This is a genomic window from Brachybacterium sp. GCM10030268, from assembly GCF_042666305.1.
Lineage (GTDB): Bacteria > Actinomycetota > Actinomycetes > Actinomycetales > Dermabacteraceae > Brachybacterium.
Map to the genome: position 1 here is coordinate 310,244 of NZ_JBHTCW010000004.1, position 19,529 is coordinate 329,772.

At 71.5% G+C, this 19,529-nt stretch carries 13 protein-coding genes; 7 read left to right on the forward strand and 6 right to left on the reverse strand.

Annotated elements, in window-relative coordinates; genetic code table 11:
- Window positions 1–210: 210 nt before the first annotated feature.
- The 3 genes from ACFQRD_RS08890 to ACFQRD_RS08900 are packed head-to-tail and all read right to left on the reverse strand — an operon-like array spanning window position 211 to window position 5,452.
- On the reverse strand, window positions 211–2,979 hold the full coding sequence (locus ACFQRD_RS08890; protein WP_377803789.1) for a transglutaminaseTgpA domain-containing protein: 2,769 nt from the start codon (window positions 2,977–2,979) through the stop codon (window positions 211–213).
- The gene (locus tag ACFQRD_RS08895) at window positions 2,976–4,376 is read right to left on the reverse strand and encodes a DUF58 domain-containing protein (RefSeq protein ID WP_377803790.1); all 1,401 of its coding nucleotides are present in this window, start codon (window positions 4,374–4,376) and stop codon (window positions 2,976–2,978) included. Before ACFQRD_RS08895 ends, ACFQRD_RS08890 begins: the two co-directional genes overlap by 4 nt.
- Entirely contained in the window at window positions 4,373–5,452 is a 1,080-nt protein-coding gene (locus tag ACFQRD_RS08900; protein ID WP_377803791.1) for an AAA family ATPase, read from the reverse strand. Before ACFQRD_RS08900 ends, ACFQRD_RS08895 begins: the two co-directional genes overlap by 4 nt.
- Window positions 5,453–5,588: 136 nt before the next feature.
- Here ACFQRD_RS08900 and ACFQRD_RS08905 point away from each other — a divergent pair, with 136 nt between their 5' ends.
- Window positions 5,589–6,920: a hypothetical protein gene (locus tag ACFQRD_RS08905; protein ID WP_377803792.1), complete on the forward strand. Its 1,332-nt coding sequence runs from the start codon at window positions 5,589–5,591 to the stop codon at window positions 6,918–6,920.
- A gap of 102 nt (window positions 6,921–7,022) precedes the next feature.
- Complete coding sequence (locus ACFQRD_RS08910; protein ID WP_377803794.1) at window positions 7,023–7,589, forward strand: YdeI/OmpD-associated family protein; 567 nt, start codon at window positions 7,023–7,025, stop codon at window positions 7,587–7,589.
- A gap of 207 nt (window positions 7,590–7,796) precedes the next feature.
- Here the strand turns inward: ACFQRD_RS08910 and ACFQRD_RS08915 are convergent, their stop codons facing one another.
- Complete coding sequence (locus ACFQRD_RS08915; protein ID WP_377803796.1) at window positions 7,797–9,080, reverse strand: YhjD/YihY/BrkB family envelope integrity protein; 1,284 nt, start codon at window positions 9,078–9,080, stop codon at window positions 7,797–7,799.
- A gap of 409 nt (window positions 9,081–9,489) precedes the next feature.
- Here ACFQRD_RS08915 and ACFQRD_RS08920 point away from each other — a divergent pair, with 409 nt between their 5' ends.
- The 3 genes from ACFQRD_RS08920 to ACFQRD_RS08930 all read left to right on the forward strand — a co-directional run bounded on the left by ACFQRD_RS08920 (window position 9,490) and on the right by ACFQRD_RS08930 (window position 11,110).
- Complete coding sequence (locus tag ACFQRD_RS08920; RefSeq protein ID WP_377803797.1) at window positions 9,490–9,885, forward strand: phage holin family protein; 396 nt, start codon at window positions 9,490–9,492, stop codon at window positions 9,883–9,885.
- A 1-nt stretch (window position 9,886) separates the two neighbouring features.
- The gene (locus ACFQRD_RS08925) at window positions 9,887–10,705 is read left to right on the forward strand and encodes a DUF3618 domain-containing protein (protein WP_377803799.1); all 819 of its coding nucleotides are present in this window, start codon (window positions 9,887–9,889) and stop codon (window positions 10,703–10,705) included.
- A 108-nt stretch (window positions 10,706–10,813) separates the two neighbouring features.
- Window positions 10,814–11,110: a DUF4235 domain-containing protein gene (locus ACFQRD_RS08930; protein WP_377803800.1), complete on the forward strand. Its 297-nt coding sequence runs from the start codon at window positions 10,814–10,816 to the stop codon at window positions 11,108–11,110.
- A gap of 179 nt (window positions 11,111–11,289) precedes the next feature.
- On the opposite strand, the gene ACFQRD_RS08935 is transcribed toward ACFQRD_RS08930, so the two are convergent.
- A complete protein-coding gene (locus ACFQRD_RS08935; protein ID WP_377803801.1) occupies window positions 11,290–13,662 on the reverse strand; it encodes a LamG-like jellyroll fold domain-containing protein in 2,373 nt (790 codons plus the stop codon).
- Window positions 13,663–13,853: 191 nt separating this feature from the next.
- Entirely contained in the window at window positions 13,854–15,020 is a 1,167-nt protein-coding gene (locus ACFQRD_RS08940) for a DUF1524 domain-containing protein (protein WP_377803802.1), read from the reverse strand.
- Window positions 15,021–15,733: 713 nt separating this feature from the next.
- Here ACFQRD_RS08940 and ACFQRD_RS08945 point away from each other — a divergent pair.
- Entirely contained in the window at window positions 15,734–16,810 is a 1,077-nt protein-coding gene (locus ACFQRD_RS08945) for an LLM class flavin-dependent oxidoreductase (RefSeq protein WP_377803803.1), read from the forward strand.
- 214 nt (window positions 16,811–17,024) lie between these two features.
- Window positions 17,025–19,418 carry a penicillin-binding protein gene (locus ACFQRD_RS08950; RefSeq protein ID WP_377803804.1) on the forward strand — a complete coding sequence of 798 codons (2,394 nt, stop codon included), beginning with the start codon at window positions 17,025–17,027 and terminating at the stop codon, window positions 19,416–19,418.
- Window positions 19,419–19,529: the final 111 nt, after the last annotated feature.

Sequence of the window (19,529 nt, forward strand, 5' to 3'; positions counted from 1 at the left end):
GGCTGGGCGCCGACAGATCCGTGACCCCGTTGGAATCGGAGCGTAATACCAACAGCTTCACGGATCTGGCGGCACGTGGGATCCACCGGCGGCGCGTGGGATTCACCAGCGGCACGTGGGGCGCACCGGCGGCACGTGGGATCCGCCGGCACCCACGACAGGGACGCATCACGGGGCGCCTGGGGGCACCACGGGGTGGGCGTCGAGGGGTCAGCGCGAGTTGCGGACCAGTTCCACGACGGTGTCGGCGTCCCGGCGCAGCGGGTGCTGGGCACCGCGCGTTCCCGCGGGAACGTCCCCAGCACGCTCCCCGCGCGTTCCCGCGGGAACGTCCCCAGTGCGCTCGCCATGCGTTCCCGCGGGAGCGTTGTCGGGACGCGGATCGCTCTGGGCATCCGTGCCGGAGTGCGACGGGCTCTCCCCGATCTGCGACGGGGACGCGCCTGCCTGCGGCGTCTCCCCCTCGGGCAGGGGCGCGGCGTAGCGGGCGGCGGTGTAGGCCGAGGCGATGCGGGCCGCGGCGGCGCGGTGCTCGTCGGTGACCTCGGTGTCGCCCTGGCCTGCCTGGTCCAGTAGGTCGTCCAGCGCGCGGGCCGGGGGCAGCGTCTGGTCCAGGGAGAGCGTCTGCGGGGGGACGCCCCAGGCGCCGGTCCAGCCCAGCCACCGGATCGCCAGGCTGCGGACGGCCAGTTCCCGGGTCAGCTCGGACCAGGCCAGCTCCCCCGCTCGGCGCCGCACTCGCTCGACGGCCGTCGGGGAGGCAGTGCCGGCCAGCACCGCCGCAGCCATCCCGTCTCCGGCCCCGGAGCCGGTCCCGCCGGGACCTGCGGACCCACTGGCACCACCAGGCCCACCGGGCCCGCCGGAGCCACCAGAGCCACCGGCACCGCCGGAGCCACCGGGCCCATCGCCACCGCCGCCCTCACCGAGCAGCAGGCTGTTCCACCGGTCCTCACGCAGTCGCATGCGGTGCCGCCGGATCAGCACCACGGCTGCCGCGCCCGCCGCGGCGACCAGGGCACCGATCGAGAGGCCGAGCACCAGCCCGCTCTCGACACGGTTGACGGTCTCGGGGTTGCTGCCCAGCCCGCCGCCGTCGGATGCCGCCGCTTCCGTGGAGTCCTCCGGGTCCTCGGAGGAGGTCTCCTCGGTGCTGGGGCTCTCCTCGGCCGCCTCCGGGCTGGGCTCCGTCTCCTCCTGCGCCGGCTCCTCGGCCTCGTCGGCTCCCTGGTTCTCATCGGTGACGCCGGGCGGGCGCACCCCGTTGTTGGCGGCGGCCGGCGTCGGCTCGAATCGCACCCAGCCGTACCGGGGCCCGAACCACACCTCGGGCCAGGCATGCGCGTTCTGGGAGTTCACGGACCATTCGTCACCGTCCTGCTCCCCGGCGGTGAAGCCGATCGCCACCCGCGTGGGGTAGCCCTGCGAGGTCATCATCAGGGCGAAGGCGGCGGCGAACTGCTCGCAGTAGCCGATGCGGTCGGAGAGGAACGACTCCAGCGGGTCCTCCCCGGGCGGGGTGCTGACCGTCAGGGAGTAGGCGAAGGAGGAGCGGAAGTAGTCCTGGTAGGCGACGGCGGTGTCGAAGGCGTTGTCCGCCTCCGCATCGGTGGCGATCTCCTCGGCGAGGTCGGCGGCGATCGGCGGCACCTCGTCGCGGGAGGTGTAGCCCTCGTCGAAGGGGGTCTCGAACACGGCGGGGGCCACGGTGCGCAGCTGGTCGGGGCTGGCGCTGCTCTCCTCGGAGGTCACCGTGTACTGCAGGCCCGTCAGCCCCGCGCGTCTCCCGGCCACGGCGATCTCCCCGTTGGAGGGCCGCAGCGAGAGCTGCTCCAGCACGGCCGGGTCGGCGGTGGAGATGTCGCGGATGTTGTCGGGCACGGGCAGCCGGTCCCCGGCGAGGCTGCCGATCTCCACCTGCGTCTCGACCAGGTCGTCGCCGCCGAAGACGGGTGCGCCGTCGTCGCGGGCGTCGGAGAACGCGGCGGTGCTCAGAGCCGGCTGCTCGCTGTCGGAGTCACTGCGGTAGGTCTCCCCGTCGTAGGTGTTCAGCGTACGCAGGCGCAGGTAGGAGGGCTCAGGATCGGTGGTCGTGTAGTGGGCGACCTCGACGTCCTCCTGCTGCAGCAGGGAACGGCGCACCGAGACGTCGTCATCGATCATCACCGGGCCCAGCTGGGGGATGTCGCGGTTCTGCCAGCGGTTGATCACGTCCATGTTCAGGGCGACGCGGGGCGAGGCGACCTGCGGGAGCGCGGCGCCGAGCGGGGCGGCCAGCCCCGCCACCAGCACCAGGCACACCGCGGTGACGGCGGCATGGCGACCGGGGCGGGCCAGCGGGCCTGCCTGCGGCCGGCGGTCGCCCTCCAGATAGGAGGGGTCGGCGTGGACGGTGCGGGTCGCCAGGATCATCAGACCGGCGAGCACGGGCGCGGCGACCGTCCACCACTGGCCGCCGGAGGGCTGCTGCAGGGCCGGGACCAGCAGGAAGCACAGCAGGGCGATGCCGACGGGCGTATGCCACCCCAGGTCCACGAAGACGAGGTCCAGCACCAGCGTGACCAGGGCCATCATCAGGATCACGATGACGGTCGCGCGGGCGCCGAGGCTCAGCGGCGCCATGCCGGAGGCCAGTTCGCTGACGGCGGCCGGGAAGATCGCAGCCTGGTCGGTGATCATGCTGATGGGGCCGTCCTCGAGCCGGACCACGCCCTGGTACAGCTCGATCACGAGCACCAGCAGCGCGACCACCACGACCTGCCCGAGGGGCACGAGCGCCTGGTGCCGAAGCACCTGGCGCAGCACGATCCCGCCGAGGATCACCGGGGTCGCCGCCGCGGCCGTCAGCATCAGCCAGGAGGACCCCGCCAGGAGCATGGACATGGGCGCCGAGGCCAGCAGGATCGCCACCAGCAGCAGCAGCGAGCGGCTGACGAGGTGCCGGCCGCGCAGGGCCGGGCGTCCGATCAGGGGACTCATGGTGTCTCCTCCGCCTCGGCCGCGGTGAGCAGGTCGGTCAGGCTGTCGGCCGTCGTGCCGCGCACCAGAGTCCATGCCCCGAGCCGGGACCGGGTGGGCGCGGGGCCGACGGCGGGATCGCCGAGTGGGCCGTCCGCCCCCACACCGTCGGCCGCGGTCCCATCGGCCCGTATCCCGTCGGCCCCCACGCCGTCGTGCCCCATCTCGTCGGCCTCCGCGCCGGGGCCGATCCGGCGGGCGGGCCGGCGCCGGCCGGAGTCCTCGTCGTCCTCGCGCAGGGCCCGCAGGGCGATGGCGGTGCGGTTCGCGGCGCGACCGGCGAAGCGGTCCAGTTCGAGGCCGGCGAACGGTTCGCCGTCGTCGGGCCCGAGGGCGATGGCCAGGGCGGTGTGCCCGGCGGCGTGGTCCTGGCCGATGCCGGTGCAGTCGTCGTCGAAGTCGAGTTCGGCCAGTGCCATCAGTGAGGAGCGCTGCTCGAGCGCGTCGGCCTCGCTGCCCAGAGGCGAGGTGCCGGAGAGGCCGCGGCGGGTGCCGGTGCGGGTGATCTCGTCCCCGGAGGCCTCCAGCACGCGCACCTCCCAGCCGTTCTGGCCCAGGGACTCCAGCACGGTCGCGGCGTGGGAGACCAGGCGGTCCTCCACCTCCGGATCGGGCTCGCCGCGCCGGGTGGTGTCCAGCACGACCACGGCGCTGTGGCCTTCGGCGGGCTCGTCCTCGCGGGTCATCAGCTGGCCGGTGCGGGCGCTGGCCCGCCAGTGGATGCGGCGGATGTCGTCCCCGGTGGCGTAGGGCCGGGCGATGGGCCCGATCTCCCCCACGCCGGGGGCCATGGCGGCGCCTACCGTGCCCTCGCGGGTGATGCCGGTGGCGCGGGCGGCGGCGGGGGTGAGCTCGGCGACGACCGGCAGTCCGGTGATGCGCTGGCCGTCCTCGATGGTGCGGCGCAGATGGAACAGCCCGAACACGTCGCGCACGATGATGCTGATCGGCCCCAGCTCGTGGGGGCCGCGGTGGCTGACTCGCAGCACGTGGGGCATGTGCCGGGCCAGCGTGAGGTCGCCCTGGCCGCCGAGGGCCGCGGGCAGGTGCTCGCGCACGGCGCCGCGGCCCAGCGGGAGCACGGTCAGCGGGGGCCGGCCGACGAGGTCCAGCTGCACGCGGGCCACGGAGCCGACGGGCACGGCGTCATCGAGGACCTGGCGCCGCGCATCCAGCCCGATCCGGGAGATCAGGATCCCGGCGGCGCCGATCAGCAGGGCCAGCAGCAGGGCCGCGGCGAGATAGCGGGCGGGCATCACCCGGGTCAGGTCCGCCAGCACCCAGCAGGCCACGGCCAGCACGATCACGACGACGCCGCGAGCGGTGGGCCGCAGGACCGTCCCCGGGCGCGGAGTCACGACTGGGGGGTGCTGCGCAGCACCTGGTCGAGCAGATCGCCCGCGCTCGCGCCCCGCGAGAGGGCCTGAGGGGTCAGGTGCATGCGGTGGCGCCACACGGGCATGAGCACGGAGCGGATGTCCTCGGGGTCGACGAAGGTGCGACCGGCGAGGGCGGCGTGGGCCTTGGCCGCGCGCACCAGGTGCACCGCCGCGCGCGGGGACGCTCCGAGGGTGACCTGCGGGTGGGAGCGGGTGGCGTCGGCCAGGCGGACCACGTAGTCCAGGATCAGCGGGGAGGCATGGACGCGGCGCACGTCGCGTACGTGCGCCGCGATGCGTTCCGGGGTGGTGCGCCGCTGCACGGCGTCGAGGGTCTCGCGGTCGCCCTCGGGCACGGGGCCGGTCTGGGCGGCGAGCATGCGCGTCTCGGCGGCCTGGATGGGGTAGCCCATCGTGGTCTGCGCGAGGAAGCGGTCCCGCTGCGCCTCGGGCAGGCGGTAGGTCCCCTCCATCTCGACCGGGTTGGCGGTGGCGACCACCATGAACGGCTCATCCAGCTCGTAGGTTGTGCCGTCGACGCTGACCTGGCGCTCCTCCATGGCCTCGAGCAGGGCGGACTGCGTCTTCGGCGAGGCGCGGTTGATCTCGTCGGCCAGCAGGATCTGGGTGAACACGGCGCCGCGGCGGAACTCGAACTCCCCGGTGGCCTGGTTGAAGATGCTGGCGCCGGTGACGTCTCCCGGCAGCAGGTCCGGGGTGAACTGGATGCGGTGGCGCTCGGCGCCGAGGGCGGCCGCGAGCGACTTGGCGAGCATGGTCTTGCCGACGCCGGGAATGTCCTCGATCAGCAGGTGCCCACCGGCCAGCAGAACGAGCACGGCGATGCGGGCCACCTCGCTCTTGCCCTCGACGATGGTGGCGACCTCGGTGACCACGGCATCGGCCTCGGCGGCGATGTCCTGGGCCTCGGAGTCGGTGAGCGGGGGCAGCGCCGGAGCCGGGGCGGTGCCGACGGCGCCCTCGTGGGCACGGTCGAGGCGATCGGGGCTCGGGCCTTCGTCGAGAGCGACGACTGGTCCTTCGTCCTGCGTCATGGCGGGCTCCTTCAGGTCGACACCGAAGAGGTCGTTCACGAAGTGTTTGCCCGAGGATGAACTCCATGCGGGGGACAACGGGGGGACCTCCCCATAGAGTATGACGGTCCCCCGTGTCTTTCGAGGAGTTCTCCCTGTGACCACCCGCCGTCGCCCGGCCGCCGCCAGGATCGGAGCCGGGCTGCTGCTGGCTGCAGCGTGCTCGCTGGCTCCGGCAGCTGTGTTCATCGCGCCGGGCGTCGCCGAGACGGCACCGATGGCCGGGGAGGTGTGCAGCAGCGCACGGGTCTCGGCCTCTCCCTCCGAGATCGCGCCCGGCGAGACGGTGACGATGACCGGTGAGTGCTTCCCGGCGAACTCCCCGGGCACGATCAAGATCGCGGGCCCCTCCGGGACCGGCCCGCAGACCATCCCGGTCACCTCTGATCGCGACGGTACCCTCTCGTCGACGTACGGCCCCGAGGTGCCGGGCGACTACTCGTTCGTCGTCGAGGCGGGCGGAGACCAGGTCACCGGCCAGTTCACCGTGACCGGGGAGGACGCAGAAGAGCCGGCACCGGAGCCCGAGCCGACGCAGGAGCCGGAGCCGACGGAGCCGACGGAACCGACAGAGGAGCCGGAGCCGGAGCCGACGGAACCGCCTGCCGATCCGGCTGAACCGCCCGACGATTCGACGGAGCCGCCGGAGGACCCGTCCGCCTCACCGACTTCGGACCCCGAACCGGAGCCGGAGCCCACCGAGGACCCTGAACCGACCAGCCCGGACCCGACGAGCCCGGATGATGCCGACGGCACCGCGCCCGACCAGGGCAATGGGTCGGACGGGGCCGACGGGGATGATGCGACGGACGGCGATGACGGAGCCGGATCCGGCGCCGACGGCGATGACGCTCCCGATGATCCGGCCGGCAACGACGGAACTGATGGGGCCGACGGGGCTGACGGGAACGACGGGGCCGACGACGGGCAGAACCCTGATGCGCCCAACGACGGCACCGGACCCGACGAGCCGGCCGAGGATGGCGACACCTCGACGACCACTCCCCCGGCCGACCCCGCCCCCGGGAATGACGAGGGCAGGGAGGACGGCGAGGATCCCGCACCGAACGGGAGCGACGACCGGCCCGCCCGGCCCGAGGAGCGCCCCGCCTCGCCCGAGCCTGCCACGGACGATTTCCAGCCCGATCAGGCTCGGAACTCCTCGGCCCGGCAGGCCGCTGCCCAGGCCCTGTTGATCGGCGAACTGCTCAGCGGTGGCGGCTCGACCGGTTCCGATACGAACGACGACGGCGCGGCCGACGGCGACGCGTCCACCGGGGACAGCTCCGATGGCGGCACCTCGGACGGTCGCAGCGACGAACTCGCCGAGACCGGCAACGAGCCGGGCCGAGCAGCGGCACTGACGACCCTCGCGCTCGGTGGCGGAGCTGCCGCCCTGTGGGCCAGCCGGCGCCAGCGCGAGGAGTAAGGGCACCTCGGGCGGGGCTCTATTCTGGAAGCACGCGTCCGGTGCTCCCCTCCAGCCCGCACGTCCTGTTCCAGCACCGGCGCCGGGGTAAGGAGAACTGCCATGGCTTCACGTCCCACGTCACGATCCAGCTCCACGGCACCGACCGTCCAGGGCCACGCGCGTGTGCGCGCCATCGGCGAGCGCCTGATCCTCCCGCTGCCGGACGAGGCCAGCGCGCAGTTCCCCTCCCGCGGCCAGGTCGCGGTCACCGGCGAGGTGAACGGCGTCGCGGTGGAGACCGTGATCGAGCCGGACGGACGCAAAGGCCACTGGCTCTCCATCGACACCGAACTGCAGCAGTCCGCCGGCCTGCACGACGGCGACACCGTGGCCTTCACCCTGACACCGTCGGCCACCTGGCCCGAACCAGAGATCCCCGAGGACCTCGGCGCGGCACTATCCGAGGCAGAGGACCTCGAGCAGACCTGGGCGAGTATCACGCCCATGGCCCGCTGGGAGTGGGTGCGCTGGGTAGGCGCCACCAAGAACCCCGACACCCGTGCCCGGCGGGTGGACGTCTCCATCGACAAGCTCCGCTCCGGCAAGCGCCGCCCCTGCTGCTTCGATCTGGCCTCCTGCACCGACCCGGAACTCTCGAAGAGCGGCAAGCTGCTCGAGATCGAGTGACGTGGGGCCAGCCCAGTGACCCGGGGCCAGCCGAGTGACGACAGGCCGACCCAGCTACATGGGGCCAACCGGCGACATGGGGCCAGCCGAGTAACGCGAAGCCTGCCATGATCCGGCGGCGAACCCGGATTGGAGCCAGCATGTGCACACGTAGGCGCTATATAGAGCTATCGGTGCATATGCTGGCTCCAATTTCGAGCGCGGCAACTAGGACCGGTTCCGCTCCCGCTTCCGCCGACCGGACGAGCCCTCCCGGCCGCGCCGGTCGGCGGAGCCCTCCCGGCCGCGCCGGTCGGCGGAGCCCTCCTGGCCGCGCCGGCCCGACGAGCCCTCCCGGCCACCGGACGGGTTCTCCTGGCTGCGGCCGGCGCTCTTGCGGAGGTTCCGGCCGCGCTCGACGTCCTCGGCGTACTTCCGCGCCCGCTTGTCGCTGGCCTTGGTGTCCCGCGGCGGCAGCTGCAACTCTTCCTCGGCGGGGATGCCGGCCTGGAGCTCGCGGCCCCGCTCGATCTCGCTGTCGACCTCGGCGCCGAACAGCAGGATCGAGTTGATGATGTAGATCCACAGCAGCAGCACGATCACGCCGGCCAGCGCCCCGTAGGTGGCGTTGTAGTTGCCGAAGTTCGAGACGTAGAGGAAGAAGCCGACGCTGGCCAGGACCGCGACGATGATGGCCAGCAGTGCGCCCATGCTGACCCACCGGAACTTCGGCTGCTGCACGTTCGGGGTGGCGTAGTACAGCAGCGCGATCGTGAACACGACGACGGCCGCCAGTACCACCCACTTCGCGATCGACCACACGGTGATCGCTACGCTGCCCAGCCCGATGGCGCTGCCCACGGCCTCGGCCACCGGTCCGGAGAGGACGACGATCAGCAGCCCCACCGCCCCGAGCAGGAGGAACAGCGCGGTCAGCAGGTACATCTGCAGGTTCAGCTTGATCGCCCCGCGCCCCTCGGGCACGTCGTGGATGGTGTTCATCGCGCGGGCGAAGGCCTTGGTGTAGCTCGAGGCGGACCACAGCGCGGTCAGCAGACCGATGATCAACCCGATTCCGGCGGCCGGCGCGGTGAGGATCGATTCCAGCGCGGGCCGCACCGTCTGCCACATGTCCGGCGGGACGATGCCCTGGGCCTGGTCGAGCACGGCGGTGACGGTGGATTCGCTCTGGCCCACCAGGCTCAGGAGGGAGACCAGGGCGATCAGGGCCGGGAAGATCGACAGGACGGTGCGGTAGGTCAGGCCGGCGGCGAGATCGCTGCAGCCGTCGGCGGAATACTCGCGCATCGTGGTGCGCAGGACGTATCGCCAGGAGGGGGCCGTGACGTCGGCCGGGGTGTCCGGCTTCCGCGAGTCCTCGGGGTGCGGGGTATCGGCGGGGTGACTGCCCGCGGACGTCTCGGTGCCCGCCGTGGGGCCCGTGCTCCTCGATGGCTCAGTGCTCTTCGATGGCTCAGTGCTCGTCGGGGGATCTGTGCTCTTCGATGACATCGCCGAGTCCTTTCGCCGCATGACACCTCTCGCGCTTCGTGCGGCGATCGAACCATGCCGGCGGCGGGCAGAGAACACCCCGGCGTCCGCTCGGCGCGGTCCGGAGAGCTCCGGCGCACGTCAGCGGCCATCACGTCGGCCCGGCCGAATCGCGACCATGCGGTCGACCCCACCGTCCGTCCGGTCCGTCACCGAACGCGCAGGTCACTAGCTGGCTCGGTGGTGGGGGCCGACGCGACTTCTTGACGGGCGGCGACGCCTGCCGAAGGCTGTGGCCCATCACACAGCGTCCGCTGTGGCTGATGGCTCGTCCTACCGCTGGTGCCCGCGCGAACCGCCTGGTCATGCGGGCCGGCCGCAGAGACTCATACAGGGATATCCGCAGCTGAGGATCCGAAGGGAGTATCCGGTGACAGTCCCCGATCCATCGAGAGAACCGTCCGTCGCCGATCTGGTCGATCGGCTCTCCGAGCAGACCTCGCGCCTGGTCCGCGATGAGCTCAAGCTCGCTCAGGCCGAGTACACCGAGAAGGCCAAGCAGGGCGGGACCGCCGCAGGTCTGGTGGGTGCCGGCGCCGTGCTCGCCTGGTTCGGGTTCGGCATGCTCCTGGCCACGCTGGTGCTGGTCCTGGCGCTGTTCCTGCCTGCCTGGGCTGCCGCGCTGATCGTGACCGTCGTGGTCTTCATCGCGGCCGGCATCGCCGCCCTGATGGGCAAGAAGAAGGCCGAGGACCTGTCCCCCACGCCCGAGCGGACCGTCGCCACGGTTCGTCAGGATGCCGACGAGATCAAGCAGAGGATCTGACATGACCACAGCCCTGCCCCCCGAGGACCGACACGACCAGCCCAACACGCCCAACAAGCCCGACCAGCCCGGTACCGCCGCTGCGGGCAATCAAGCAGAGCACACCCCCAACACGCGCCCGGCCTCGCAGACCGACCCCAATCCCGGGCCCGCCACCGACCCGGGCGCCGAGACCGGCCGCCGGGCCGCCGGCGACGGCTCACGGGCCGAGGCCGAGTCCGACGCCGTCAAGGCCGAGGACGACTCCCCCGAGGCGCTCGAGGCGGACATCGCCCGCACCCGCGAGGAGATGGGCGAGACCGTCGAGGCGCTGTCCAAGAAGCTCGACCCGAAGGCGCAGACCGAGCAGCTCAAGAACGAGGCGGGTCAGAAGGCCGAGGAGCTCCAGACTCGCGCTCGCGAGCAGGTCGAGCTTGCCCGGACCAAGGCCCAGACGTCCGTGGCCCAGGCGCGGGAGGCGCTCACCGATGCCGAGGGTCGTCCCAACCGCAACGGGTGGACGGCTCTGGGCGCGGCCGGTGCGGTGGCCCTGGCCTCTGTCGCCGCGATCATCGTGCGCGCCTCGGGCGGGAACCGCTCGACCTCCGGGCCCACCGCACGCCGGGCGGGCGCGACCGGGATGGGCCGCGCCGCCCGGGCAGGGCGCGTGGCCGGCGCAGCGCGCGCCGAGGCCAAGGCTCGCGCCGCGTCCCCGCAGCGGCTGAAGCGCAAGGCTCGCACCGCCGCTCCGGCGCCTCTGCAGAGCAAGGCCCGCGCCGCCGTCCCTGCACGCCTCAAGCGCAAGGCCGGCGCCGGCCGCGGGCTTCGCGCAGCGCGCTGACCCGAGGTCGCGCCGGGATCGGCTCGAGCTGGGACGCCCGGGCCCGTCGATCCCGGCCGCCGGCATCGTCCGCACGTCCAGCACGGCCAGTCCGGAAGGAGCACGTTCATGCCTCACAAGAAGTCGACGCATACGTCCGCGAAGATCCTCTACCGCCCCATCGGGCTGCTCAGCGGTGTCCTCAGCGGCGCCCTCGCGGGCGTGCTGTTCAAGCAGGTCTGGAAGCTCGTCACTCCGAAGGAGGCCGGTCAGGCGCCCAAGGCTCTGGAATCCGACTTCCCGCTGCGCGAGGTGCTTCTGGCCTCCGCCCTGCAGGGCGCCATCTACGCGGCGATCAAGGCGGCCGTGGACCGCGGCGGGGCGCGCACGTTCGAGCGCCTCGTCGGCGAATGGCCCGGCGACTGAGCGCTCAGTCGCCGGGCCATCCCCTGCTCAGGCCGACGGGTCGGCCGCAGTCAACCCCGTAGACCGGTGCCCGACGGGGCGGCGGGGCGACGGGGCGACGGGGCGACGGGGCGACGGGCCAGGTCACCGTGGTCATGAGCCCCGCCGGGGCCGTGCCCCGGACCGCCCGGCCCGGGACCTCAGCTGCCGCCGTTGCCCTTGCCATGGCCATTGCCGTTGCCGTTGCCGTTGCCATGGCCGTTGCCATGGCCGTGGCCGTTGCCGTTGCCGTTGCCGTCGGCCTCGACCGGGACGGTCACCTCTGTGGCCTCGGAGCGGCGCTCACCGAAGCCCTGGTCCAGGGTCAGCACCGTCTCGGCGTCGGAGAGCCGGTCGCCGGGAACGGTGAGAGTCCAGGTGCCGTCGTCCGCCACCTCGGCGCTGAGGGTCTCGCCGCTGCCGGGCAGCACGGCGCGCACCTCGGCGCCCGGGGTTCCGGTGCCCTCGAGCACAGCGTCCTCACCGGCTACGACCGCGGTTTCGGGCTGCTGGGTCACCGCGAGCGTGCCCAGATCGGGACGGGCGGTCAGCCACTGGTCCTGGTCCAGGGGACGATCCGAGATGCGGGTCTCGCCCACGCAGCCGTGCCAGCCGTTGGTGGCCGCGTCGTCGACCCAGTCCGAACCGATGATCCAGGGCATGGACTCGTTGAAGGACTGGCCGAGCACGTCCTGGGAGGTGCGCAGCACGGGCGCGCCGTTGACGTACATGACGATGTCCTCGGTGGCCGGGTCGTTGACGATCGCGACGTGGTTCCAGGTGCCCGGGAGGATCTCCCCGGACCACGCGGTCTTGTCCCCGGCGGCCGCGTCCTGGCCGACGGTGGTGAACTGGTACTCGCGCAGGTTCGAGACGCCGAGGGCGGTGGGCGAGGCGGTGTAGTCCCACTGCGACCAGGGCATGCCCTCGATCTGGGAGCGGTTGCCGCTGCGCACCAGGGCCTTGCTCCAGGCGTTGGCGGACTCACTCCAGTCCTCGTCGATCTTCAGGAACGTCTCGATGGTGTAGCCACCGGAGAGGTCCGCGTTGTTGACCGCGGCCTCCGGGTCGGTGCTGAGGTAGCTGAAGCGCTCCCGGCTGGAGTCGTCGAAGCACACCGAGCTGCCCGACGCCGAGTACCGCTGGGACTCGCGCTCGATGCTGACGTCCTCGACCTGGGCCTCGCTGGACCCTGACTCCTCGAGGCTCACGCGGTGCAGGTCGCTGTCGCCGACGACGTCCTCGATCACCGCGCCCTCCTCAAGGGTGCCCTCGGGGGCGTCCATCCGCCAGTGGGCGAGGGTGCCCGGGGCGCGCACGTAGTCCTGGGCCGAGCCCGGCTCCTGCGTGCTGTTCTCGGGGACGCCGCTGAAGCCGTCGGTGACGAGGTCGACGGCGCGCTGGGACAGCGAGGGGTACAGCCCCTCCCCCGGACCGAAGTCCGGCGCGAAGCCGGCGAAGCGCTCGGCGAAGTCGATGTCGACGTCGAAGCTCTGCGCCGGTCCGGTCAGCGCGGGCTGGTCGAACTGGGTGAGCTGGTCCTGGGACTTCTGGCCGACCCACGGGGAGACGGTCTCGCCGTGGATGCCGCCGCGGGTGAGGTCGAACTCGAGCAGGCCGAGGTAGCCGTTGCCGCCGTCCTGGGCCATCTGGTAGTCGATGAGGATCTGGGTGACGTCGTGGCCGGCGTCGTTGGCGCGGGTGGTGACCGCGGCGCCGTGGTAGTGCCCGTTCAGGGTGAGGAAGATCTGGTCGTTGCCGGCGATCAGGCCGTCCCAGAGCTGCTCGCCGTAGTCACTGGTGAACCCCTGGCCCTCGGTGTCGATGGCGATGGTGTCGTGCGTGGTGAGGATGGCGGGCACGGTGGGGTGCGCATCCAGCACGCCCTGGGCCCACTGGAGGGTCTGCTCGGAGGCTCGCCAGGGCAGGGCGAGGACCAGGAACTGCTGGCCCTCGGCTTCGAAGAGGTGGAACTGGCTGAGGCCAGTGGGGTCGCTGCCGCCGTAGGTGGACTGCTGGGCGGCGCGCTCGGGGCCGAACCACTGGGCGAACGGCTCGGCGGCGAGGTCGTAGTCGGTGTCGGTGAGCTGGTCGTTCGAGTCCAGCACGTCGTGGTTGCCGGGGAGGATCGAGTAGGGCATGCCCGCCTCCTCCAGGGTGGCCATGGCCTGGTCGGCCACTTCCCACTGCTCCTGGACGCCGGCCTGGTCCACGACGTCGCCGAGGTGCGCGGTGAAGGGGATGTTCAGCTCGTCGGCGTGATCGGCCAGCCACTGGGTCTGGACGTTGAAGGGATCGGTGCCGTAGTCGGGGATGAAGTTCGACTGGGCGTAGCGGGAGTAGAACTGCGTATCGGGCAGCACGGCGAGGCTGAAGCGGGAGCCCTCCTCCCCGTCCGCGTGCGCCGACGGAGCGGTCGGCGACCACAGCAGCGAGGTGGCGGCGAGGGCGAGGGCCAGCAGCAGCCAGCTGCTGCGGCGCATCGGGGAGGCAGGCACGGCGGCGCGCGCCGAGGGCGGCGAGGAGGGACTCATGGGGCGGGGACCTTTCGCGGGGATGCGCGTCGCCGGGGGCGACGCCGGGGATCGGGCCGCTCGACGGTATGAGCCCCACGTCACCGGGCCGTAGCCACCCGATGACGCTCAGGGTTCAGCCGGGTTAATTTGTTGATTCCCGTGCACTCTTCGCGGCACGCCACGCGCTTCCCCGCCCCGGTCCCGTCCGGTCAGTTCTCGCAGCCGACTCCGTCGCCGTCCCTGTCGAGCTTGCGTGAGTAGCCGGGGTCGCCGACGCGCACCGGCGCCGCCCCGGCCGCTCGTGCCGCATCACAGTTCTTGTAGTGGACGCTGCCGCCGGCCGGTTCTTCGGGCTCGGGTGCGGGAGCCGGTTCGGGGGCAGGCTCGGGTTCCGGGGCGGGCTCGGGTTCCGGGGCAGGCTCGGGTTCCGGGGCAGGCTCGGGTTCCGGGGCGGCCTCTTCGCGCGCACCATCGCCCTCCCAGCGGTCCGGCGTGACCTCGTCGTCAGCGAATGCGGCGAAGCCCTCACAATCACCGAGGACCTGTTCGATGGCGTCCTTCTCGGCCGGCTTGACCCACAGGCCGTACTTGTCCTTCACCGCTAGTTGCCGAGAGACGTATTCGCACCGGTACGACTTGTTCGGCGGAAGCCACGTCGCGGCGTCCCCATCACCCTTCTGCTGGTTCAGGGAGTCTTCCACCGCAAGCAGATTGAGCGGGTCGTTGCCGAACTCCACCCGCTTCTCCTCATCCCACTGCGCGGCGCCGGTCTGCCAGGCGTCGGAAAGAGCCACGACGTGGTCGATATCGAGGGAGTTGTCGTCCTCCTGGTGGAAGGAGACGTCCGCACCGCTGTAGGGCGAGGGCGCGAGAACGCCGGAGAGGACGACGCATCCCTCGGTGCCGTACTCGAGCACGATGTCGCTGAGGTCGCGGCGCAGGATGTCGTTGCGGGTGTCGCACCCGTTGCGGTCGATGTCATCGCGCCACCCGAAGGAATCGCGGTCATAGCCCGTCTTCGGCGCGCGGCCCTTGACCTCGAGCCCGGCGAGAACCCCGAGGGCGCTCGAGCGGTCAGGCGTCGGCTCGGGTGTTGCGGTCGGCGTAGGGGTCGGTGTCGGCGTGCTGGTCGGCGACGGGGTGGCGGTCGCGGTCTCCGTCGCCGCTTCCGGCGCAACCGTCTCAGCGTCGGCCTCGCGGGCAGCGACCGTGGGCTGATCGGACGGCGTCTCGTCCACGGGAGGAGCGAAGACCGCTCCCAGGACGCCGGTGATCATCACCAGGAGAAACGCGAGCCCGCCGCATCCGCAACATGACAGGGCGGAGATGACGCCGACCTTCTTCTTACCTTTGAGCGCGCCGAGCTGAGGAGCCATCGTGACCCTTACCTAGAACCTGAGGAGGAGAAGACACCGCTCGGCCTGTTCGGCCGCCCGCCGTTCACTATGGACTCGGGTGGTGTTCCATGGATGATTGAACACCACGCCACGCCTCTGGATACCTCGAAATCCGCCTCCGGAATGTCTCGAGACGGTCACAGGAATCGTCTCTTTCGACCCCGCGGCAAGGCCCCTAAGGGCCCTGGCAGAACCAGCCGCGGCACCTACACTTCACGGCCTGATACGCCGCAGAGCCGCCTCTCGCTCCGCCTACCGGCAAGAGCCCCTCGAGCAGCCCGCGCGAGCAGAAGTCCTCAGCCGGGCGGACCTCGGTGCAGGGTGGACGATGGCGAAACGCGACATGGAGCGGACGGGGCCCTCGGCCCCGCCCGCTCCATGTCGTGCCGTACAGGCTGCGGCAGCACTGCCGCGAGCTGCGCTGCCGCGGCTCGCACTGCACCCCGGCGTCAGCCGCAAGTGGCCCACACCTGGTCGATGCGGTCGTTCCACGCGCTGACCGGCTGGCTGCCTGCGACCGCGTCAGCAGGTGACGGACGACGGCTCCGCGGGCCTCACTGGCTCACGGAGGCCCGCGACGCGTCGGAGTCCGCGGCGGTGCCGCTCTCCTCGTCGGCGCCGGCCCCCTTTCCCGCTCGCCGGCGGCGGACCCGTGCTCGGAGTCCGCGCGCGCGGGGAATGCAGCTCCGCCGGTGGGCGTTGCGCCCTCGGTGACCGATACCGCGATTCCCTCCCTGTCCGTCCTCGACCTGGTGCCGGTGCGCACCGGTCAGAGCTCCGCCCACGCCGTGGCCTCATCCATGGCCCTGGCGCAGAGAGCCGACGAGCTCGGGTATCGCCGCTACTGGTTCGCCGAGCACCACAACATGGCGGCCGTCGCCTCCACGACGCCGCCGGTGCTGATCTCGGCAGCCGCCTCGCGCACCTCACGGATCCGTCTCGGCTCGGGCGGGGTGATGCTGCCCAACCACGCCCCGCTGATCGTGGCCGAGCAGTTCGCGGCGCTGGAGGCGCTCGCCCCGGGCCGGATCGACCTGGGCCTGGGCCGCGCTCCGGGGAGCGATCCGGTGATCACGCAGCTGCTGCGCCGCTCCGGCACCACCAGCGAGGCCCAGGAGTTCCCGCAGAACGTCCAGGAGATCATGGAGATCATGAGCCCGGACGGGGCCAGCTTTTCCTTCAGCAACGGCGGCACCTACGAGTCCCGCGCGACCCCGGCCGCGACCGCGTCGCCCGAGGTGTGGCTGCTGGGCTCGAGCGACTTCTCCGCCCGCCTCGCGGCGCAGCTGGGCCTGCCCTACGTGTTCGCCAACCACTTCGGCGCCCCGGGCCTCGAGCAGGCGATGACGCTGTACCGCGAGACGTACCAGCCCAGTGAGCGACATCCCCGGCCGCAGTCTTTCCTCACGGCCAACGTCTCCGTCGCACCCACCGAGGAGGAGGCTCACCAGCGCGCCCTGCCGATGCTGCGACAGTTCGCCCGAATGCGCACCAACGCTCCGATGCGGCCGCTGGAGACCATCGAGGAGGTCCTGGCAGCGCCCTCCGAGGGCGCCGAGGCGCAGGCGCTGGAGCAGGTGCGCTCCTCGTGGTTCATCGGCACCCCGGAGCAGGTCGCTCCGCGGCTGCGCGAGTTCGCCGCCGCCAGCGGGGTGGACGAGATCATGGTCTCCGGCTCCCTGGGCGCCTACGAGTCCGAGCCCCTCGATGAGCCGACGGGCAATGCCCAGACGCTCCAGCTGCTGGCCGAGGCGATGTTCACCGTCTGACCGCCCCGCACCGCTGGAGCCCCGCCTCGTCGCCACGGGCCTCCGCGCCGCACCGAGCGAGCCTGAACTCCGACGCCGGGAGCATCGCGATGCGTGCCACGAGCCACCCACAGCGCCCTCGGCGCACAACGATCGCATTACATCGGCGACGCGCAGGCACAGGACCCGTGGTTGAACCTTCCGCGGTCGCATGTGCCCGCCATACCCTGGAAACATGGCCAGCACTCCGTCCACTTCCCCGTCCGGACGCTCCCTTCCCGTCGCCCTGGCGCAGTCCCTGTACCTGCTGCTGGGGATGATCGCCGTCTCGGCGCTGGGGGGCGTGCTGCTCGCTGCCTTCTTCCTGCCGGCGGTCTCGGCCGCCTCCGCGGTCGCCGAGGACGGGGTGGAGCTGTTCGAGTCCTACCCGACCGAGCTCGAGGTCCAGCCCCTGAACGAGGCCAGCCGGATCGAGGCGGCCGACGGATCATTGCTGGCGACCTTCTACACCGAGAACCGCATCATGGTGCCGCTGGAGAAGATCTCGCCGCACATGCAGCATGCGGTGATCGCGGTCGAGGACCGCCGGTTCTACGAGCACGGCGGCGTGGACCTCAAGGGCACCGCGCGCGCCTTCCTCAGCAACATGGGAGGCGGCCCCACGCAGGGCGGGTCAACGCTGACCCAGCAGTACGTCAAGAACGCCCTGCTGATGGATGCGGTCCAGCGCGGCGACCAGGAAGACATCAAAGAGGCCACGGAACAGACCTACGGGCGCAAGGCGCGCGAGGCGAAACTGGCGATCTCGCTGGAGAAGCGCTGGAGCAAGGACGAGATCCTCAACGCCTACCTCAACGTCGCCCAGTTCGGCCCCTCGCAGTACGGGGTCGAGACCGGCTCGCGGCATTACTTCTCGAAGAATGCCGCGGATCTGAATCCGGGCGAGGCCGCATTGCTGGCGGGTATCACCAACGGCCCCAACCAGTACGACCCCGTCGACCACCCCGAAGCCGGCGAGAAGCGCCGCAACGAGGTGCTCGCCGACATGCACAGCGAGGGCTACATCACCGACGAGGAGTACACGAAGTACACCGAGCAGCCGGTGGAGGACATGCTGCAGATCCAGAACGTGCGGGCGGGCTGCGCCGACGCGGGCCGCAGCGGGTTCTTCTGCGACTACGTCACCCGTACCCTGCTCAGCGACCCCGAGTTCGCCCCGACGTACGAGGAGCGCCAGAAGCTGCTCTACGGAGGCGGGCTGACCATCCGCACCACGCTGGATCCGGCCAAGCAGAAGATCGCCGGCGAGATCCTCGAACGCCGCGTGCCCGGGGATGCGCAGCACGGCTTCGGCCACTCGATCGTGACCGTGGAGCCGGGAACGGGCAACATCCTCACGATGGCCGAGAACCGCTCGTTCAACCCGTATCAAGAGGTCAATCCGGGCGAGACGGCGATCAACTACAACGTCCCCAAGGCCCTCGGCGGCTCCAGCGGCTTCCCCGTCGGCTCCACGTTCAAGCCCTTCGTGCTCCAGGAATGGCTGGAGACGAACCACAGCATCACCGACAGGGTGAGCACGGTGCGCGAGCCCATGTCCCGCTTCCCCGCGAAGTGCCTGCCTCGCGGCGCGTGGCGGGAGAACCCCGGGTACAACCCGGACAACGCCGTCTCGGTGCGGATCTCCCCCATGGAGACCGCGCTGAACGCCACGAAGTTCTCGATCAACACCGCCTACGCGAACATGGCCCGGCAGCTGGATCTGTGCGACATCGCCGAGGGCGCGCGGGAGCTCGGCGTGGTCCCCGCGACCCACGACCCCGCGGATCCGCAGACGTGGGACGCCAGCATCGAGGACATCTACGGCACCGAACTGGCCCCGGCCGTGATCGTGCTCGGCGAGGTGCGCATCTCGGCACTGGACATGGCAGGCGCCTATGCGACGTACGCCGCCGGCGGGACGTACTGCAAGCCGCAGGCGGTCACCGAGGTCATCGACCGCAACGGCGAGGCCATGCCGATCTCCGGGGCCGAATGCCACCAGGCGGTCGACAAGAAGGTCGCCGACACCATGGCCTGGACCCTCGAGCAGGACCTCGAGGACCCCCGCGCCACCGGCAAGGGCAAGATCATCGAGGGCCACCCCGCCGGCGGCAAGACTGGCACCTCCGGCTCCCAGTTCCACACCTGGTACGTCGGCTTCACCCGCCAGATGTCCACCGCCGTCTGGTTCGGCCACCCCCAGGCCAACATCTCCCCCGGCGGCTTCCCGGTCGATGACCAGATGCTTCGCCACGGCCACGTGTGGGGCAACACCGTCTCCCTGCCCACGTGGCAGGAGTACATGAGCCGCGTCCACGAGGGCCTGCCCAGCGAACCCTTCCCGTCCGCACCGGCAGCAACGAAGGCGCCCCCGCCGCAGGCGGATCAGAACGGCGGGGTCCCCTCCGTCTCCGGCATGTATCTCTCCCAGGCCAAAGCCACGCTGCAGGCAGCCGGCTACAACTACGAGGTGCGCAACGAGCCCTCGAGCACGGTGGGCAAGTGGTACGTGATCGGCACCGATCCGCCTGCCGGCACCCCGCTGCCCCAGGGCGAGACGGTGGTCATCCGCCAGTCCACCGGGTGAGGGGCTGTTCGCAGATGAGGGCAGCGTCGCTGGGGCGGGCGCGACGGTGCCAGCCAAAACCACAACCACTGCATGCTCCGATCATTGATCGACACCAGGGATTCCGCGACG

What these genes read in the sequence shown, in the direction of transcription:
- ACFQRD_RS08890 (WP_377803789.1), bottom strand. Translation starts at nt 2,979, where the DNA reads ATGAGTCCCCTGATCGGACGCCCGGCCCTGCGCGGCCGGCACCTCGTC.
- ACFQRD_RS08900 (WP_377803791.1), bottom strand. Translation starts at nt 5,452, where the DNA reads ATGACGCAGGACGAAGGACCAGTCGTCGCTCTCGACGAAGGCCCGAGC.
- ACFQRD_RS08910 (WP_377803794.1), top strand. Translation starts at nt 7,023, where the DNA reads ATGGCTTCACGTCCCACGTCACGATCCAGCTCCACGGCACCGACCGTC.
- ACFQRD_RS08915 (WP_377803796.1), bottom strand. Translation starts at nt 9,080, where the DNA reads ATGTCATCGAAGAGCACAGATCCCCCGACGAGCACTGAGCCATCGAAG.
- ACFQRD_RS08925 (WP_377803799.1), top strand. Translation starts at nt 9,887, where the DNA reads ATGACCACAGCCCTGCCCCCCGAGGACCGACACGACCAGCCCAACACG.
- ACFQRD_RS08930 (WP_377803800.1), top strand. Translation starts at nt 10,814, where the DNA reads ATGCCTCACAAGAAGTCGACGCATACGTCCGCGAAGATCCTCTACCGC.
- ACFQRD_RS08935 (WP_377803801.1), bottom strand. Translation starts at nt 13,662, where the DNA reads ATGAGTCCCTCCTCGCCGCCCTCGGCGCGCGCCGCCGTGCCTGCCTCC.
- ACFQRD_RS08940 (WP_377803802.1), bottom strand. Translation starts at nt 15,020, where the DNA reads ATGGCTCCTCAGCTCGGCGCGCTCAAAGGTAAGAAGAAGGTCGGCGTC.
- ACFQRD_RS08950 (WP_377803804.1), top strand. Translation starts at nt 17,025, where the DNA reads ATGGCCAGCACTCCGTCCACTTCCCCGTCCGGACGCTCCCTTCCCGTC.